This window comes from uncultured Rhodoblastus sp., from assembly GCF_903903185.1.
GTDB lineage: Bacteria > Pseudomonadota > Alphaproteobacteria > Rhizobiales > Beijerinckiaceae > Rhodoblastus.
The window spans coordinates 1-3,949 of record NZ_CAIUXT010000001.1 but is presented as its reverse complement, the minus strand read 5'-3'; the positions used below and the strand labels follow the sequence as shown (position 1 = coordinate 3,949).

The following is a 3,949-nucleotide window of genomic DNA, read 5'->3' as shown; positions in this document are numbered from 1 at the left end:
GTGATGCCGGCCATCGGCGGCTCGCAGCGCCTGACCCGCGCCGTCGGCAAGGCCAAGGCGATGGACATGTGCCTGACCGGCCGGCTGATGGACGTCGCCGAGGCCGAACGAAGCGGGCTGGTTTCGCGCATTGTGTCGGTGGACAAGCTGATGGACGAGGCTTTGGGCGCGGCGCAAACCATCGCCGCAATGTCGCTGCCGGCGGCGCGGCTGACCAAGGAGGCGGTGAACATGGCTTTCGAAATGCCGCTGAGCCAGGCGGCGCGCTTCGAGCGCCGGGTGTTCCAGTCGCTGTTCGCCACGCAGGATCAGAAGGAGGGGATGGACGCGTTTATCGAAAAGCGGCCGGCCAATTTCAGCAATTCATGAGCGGCGAGGCGCTTGCCCGCCCCTTGGCAAGCGCCTGTGGCAGGCGGAAGGTCAATCCGACCGGCCGCGCTGGCGTCAACCCGCGCTGCGCAAACCGAGCGCCAGCGCGATCCAGGCCAGGCCGTAAAAAACAAGATCGATGCCGATGAACACGCCGATCACCCAAAGTCCCGAAGCCGGCCATTGCGCGAGGACCATGGCGCCGAGGGCGAGCGTGATGAGTCCATCCAGCGCCTGCCAGCCCCAGCCCGGCAGCGCGACGAACAGCGAGCCGACCAGTTGAAACAGGCCGCCGATCAGGAAAAACAGCGCCATGACGAAGGTCAGCGCCTCGGCGCCGATCAAGGGTCGCGTCACCAGCAGCAGGCCGAATACGCCGAATAATATTGCCGCCAGCGCATGATGGAAGAAGCCCGCCCAATGGCCAACCAGCACGGCCTGGGCGACTTCGATGCCAGAGGCCAGCAGCAGCAGCCAGCCAAAAAACAGCATGGTGGCGACGGTGGCGGTAAAAGATCGCGCAATGGCGGCGACGCCGAGCGCCAGCAATCCGAGCCCGAGCGCCAGAAACCATCCCCAATATTGGACGATTTCGGCAGGAATCTGCACGGCGAAAGCTTGTGTGTCGGCCATTGTCAAAACCTCTGGCGTTCCGGCGGCGTTCAGGGCGCGGACCGGTCGTAGCGCCCCTCAACGGTGGAGCTGAGGTCGATTTAGCGCCTGCCGGGACCAAATGACAAGCCTGCCGGAGGGCGGTCCGCTCTGCCATTTCCGGAGCATTTTCAAGTTTCCGGGAAACCTGAAAATGCTCCAGCCTTTGAACCGCATTTCCCTTTTCGAAAAATCCGCGATTTTTTCAGGAACCAGTAGCTAGCCGAGGATCAGCGATTGCGCCACCTTGACGGTCTGGCCGAGGACCGGGAAGGCGTAGTCGCTGAGCAGTCTCCAGGTGAAGACGCCGCTTGCGAGGCAGATCAAAGAGCCGATTTCCTTGCAGGCAAGGCGGTCGGACCGGGCGGCGGAGGCGTTTTCGCTATTGGGCGTCATGATGTTTTCCCGCTGTTAGAAGGCCGGCGCCCGAATTGGCCATTGGCGGCAATCCGGCGCCGTCTCATGGGCGACGCTTCCAAATAGGGCGGTTCCCGTTGCCATCCCGTTGTCGGAAAAACTTCCATTTGAGCTATTTTGAACGGGCGTTTGGCGGGCTCCGGGACGGGCCGCCGCTCACTTTTCCGGCCGCGCCCAGGCCAGAACCGTCTGTGGCGAAACGTCGCAGCCGTCGAACGCGCGGAAATCGCCGTTGCGCTCCAGCGCCGCTTCGAGCCGCCGGCGGTAGTCGGCGCGGGAAATTTCGATCGCGCCAAGGCTTTGCAGATGCGGCGTGACGAATTGCGTGTCGAGCAGCGAAAAGCCTCCGCGCCGCAGCCGCGCGAACAGGTGGGTCAGGCAGACTTTTGAAGCGTCGGGCGCGCTGTGAAACATGCTCTCGCCGAAAAAGGCGCCGCCGAGCGCCAGCCCATAGAGGCCTCCGACCATCTCGCCGTCGCGCCAGGCTTCGACCGTGTGGGCGAAGCCCTGTTCGAACAATTCGCGGAACAGTTTTGCGATGCGCCGGTTGATCCAGGTCTTTTCGCGGCCCGGCCGGCTGGCGGCGCAATGGGCCAGCACGAGATTGAAATCATGGTCGACCCGGATTTCGAATTTTCCGGCGCGAATCGATTTGGCCAGGCTTTTCGAGACGATGAGTCCGTCGAGCGGAAAAATGCCCCGCTGGCGCGGGTCGAACCAGTGCAGATGTTCGTCTTCCGCATCCTCGGCCATCGGAAACAGGCCGGCGGCATAGGCGCGCAGCAGAATATGCGCGGTGACCGGATCGGCTTTGGACGAGGGGGAATGCATCGGCTATTTTTGCATGCGCAGCAAAGGAAACAAGCGCGATTTTAAGCCGCCGTCAGTTGGCGCGGCTGATATGGCCGTCGAGAAAGGTCAGGCGGTCGCCGTCATCGGCGCGCCAATAGACATAGGCGTCGGGATGGCTCCAGTCGGGACTGCGCCAGCGCGCGCCGAACACGCCTTCGTCATTGGGGCAGGGGGTGAATTTTTCGAAATGTTCCGCCGCCAGTTCCGCCGCCAGCATCGACGACTCGGAACCCAGCGGGAATTTGGCTCGCAGACGTTCGCCCAGTTGCGCGGGGGGCCGGACGCCCTGCTTTTTCCGCGCGTCCTGCTCGTAAAGCGAGCGCGCCGGGCAGGGGGCGCCGCGCAATCCGTCGTCGGCGAGGCCCGCGATCAGCGGAGGCGGCGAAGGGGATCGGGGCCAGTAGAACCACAGCGCGGCCAAAGCGGCCAAAGCGGCCAGCACGGCCAAAGCGACCAGCGCCAGGAGCGAGAAGACCGAAGCCAGGACGGAGCGCGGCGCCCTCACGACGTCTCGTCGTCCATGCCGCCACTGGCCAGAAAGGCTTCGAGCCAATGAATATCGTAGGCGCCGTCCTGAATATCGGAATTGCGCACCAGCTTGCGAAACAGCGGCAGGGTGGTGTCGATGCCATCGACAATGAATTCGTCGAGCGCCCGTCGCAGGCGCATCAGCGCCTCGTTGCGGGTGCGGCCGAACACGATCAGCTTGCCGACCAGCGAATCGTAATTGGGCGGGATCGTATAGCCCTGATAGACGGCGGAATCGACGCGCACGCCGACGCCGCCCGGCGGATGGTAATAGAGGATTTTTCCTGGCGAGGGCATGAAGGTCGCGGGGTTTTCGGCATTAATGCGGCATTCGATGGCGTGGCCGCGCAATTCGAGATCGGCCTGGGTGTAGCCCAGCGGCGAGCCGCTGGCGATCTTGATCTGCTCGACCAGCAGATCGAGGCCGGAAATCATTTCGGTGATCGGGTGCTCGACTTGAATCCGGGTATTCATCTCGATGAAATAGAATTCGCCGTCTTCATAGAGGAATTCGATGGTGCCGGCGCCGGAATAGCGCAACTTGCGCATGGCGGCGGCGCAGATTTCGCCGATGCGGCTGCGTTCGTCCTGGTTGAGCGCCGGCGAGGGCGTCTCCTCCAGCACTTTCTGGTGGCGGCGCTGCAACGAACAGTCGCGCTCGCCGATATGGACGGCGGCGCCCTGGCCGTCGCCGAGAATCTGGATTTCGATATGGCGCGGCGTGTCGAGAAACTTCTCAAGATAGACCGCGTCGTCGCCGAACGCCGCCTTTGCTTCGGTGCGCGCCGAGGTCAGCGCCTCCGACAGGTCTTCGGCCGTGCGCGCGACCTTCATGCCGCGTCCGCCGCCGCCTGCCGCCGCCTTGACCAGCACCGGAAAGCCGATCTCCAGCGCGATGCGGAGCGCCTCCTCGTCGTCGGTGATGGCGCCTTCAGAGCCGGGAACGCAAGGAATCCCGAGCGCGCGCGCCGTGCGCTTGGCCTCGATCTTGTCGCCCATGATGCGGATATGCTCGGGGCTCGGACCGATGAAGCCGATGTCGTGATCGTGCAGAATTTCGGCGAATTTGGCGTTCTCCGACAGAAAACCATAGCCCGGGGGGATGGCGTCGGCGCCGGTGATTTCGCAGGCG

At 63.8% G+C, this 3,949-nt stretch carries 6 protein-coding genes; 1 reads left to right on the top strand and 5 read right to left on the bottom strand.

Translation table 11 applies throughout. The annotated features are described in order from the left end of the window. The coding region (locus QZY01_RS00030; protein WP_294531829.1) for an enoyl-CoA hydratase-related protein at positions 1–369 on the top strand (369 nt) is incomplete at its 5' end. 75 nt (positions 370–444) lie between these two features. Here the strand turns inward: QZY01_RS00030 and QZY01_RS00025 are convergent. The 5 genes from QZY01_RS00025 to QZY01_RS00005 form a co-directional block, all read right to left on the bottom strand. Then, a complete protein-coding gene (locus QZY01_RS00025) occupies positions 445–1,002 on the bottom strand; it encodes a DUF308 domain-containing protein (protein ID WP_294531826.1) in 558 nt (185 codons plus the stop codon). Positions 1,003–1,239: 237 nt separating this feature from the next. After that, complete coding sequence (locus QZY01_RS00020; protein WP_294531823.1) at positions 1,240–1,416, bottom strand: hypothetical protein; 177 nt, start codon at positions 1,414–1,416, stop codon at positions 1,240–1,242. Between the two features lie 177 nt (positions 1,417–1,593). Continuing rightward, on the bottom strand, positions 1,594–2,268 hold the full coding sequence (gene aat / locus QZY01_RS00015; RefSeq protein WP_294531820.1) for a leucyl/phenylalanyl-tRNA--protein transferase: 675 nt from the start codon (positions 2,266–2,268) through the stop codon (positions 1,594–1,596). 52 nt (positions 2,269–2,320) lie between these two features. Next, the gene (locus QZY01_RS00010) at positions 2,321–2,794 is read right to left on the bottom strand and encodes a hypothetical protein (RefSeq protein ID WP_294531818.1); all 474 of its coding nucleotides are present in this window, start codon (positions 2,792–2,794) and stop codon (positions 2,321–2,323) included. After that, positions 2,791–3,949: acetyl-CoA carboxylase biotin carboxylase subunit (locus tag QZY01_RS00005; RefSeq protein WP_294531815.1), on the bottom strand; the 1,159-nt coding region annotated here is incomplete at its 5' end. The genes QZY01_RS00010 and QZY01_RS00005, both read right to left, overlap by 4 nt.

Bases quoted from the DNA above. Each gene is read 5' to 3' on its own strand.
- aat (WP_294531820.1), bottom strand. From the start codon at position 2,268: ATGCATTCCCCCTCGTCCAAAGCCGATCCGGTCACCGCGCATATTCTG.
- QZY01_RS00025 (WP_294531826.1), bottom strand. From the start codon at position 1,002: ATGGCCGACACACAAGCTTTCGCCGTGCAGATTCCTGCCGAAATCGTC.
- QZY01_RS00020 (WP_294531823.1), bottom strand. From the start codon at position 1,416: ATGACGCCCAATAGCGAAAACGCCTCCGCCGCCCGGTCCGACCGCCTT.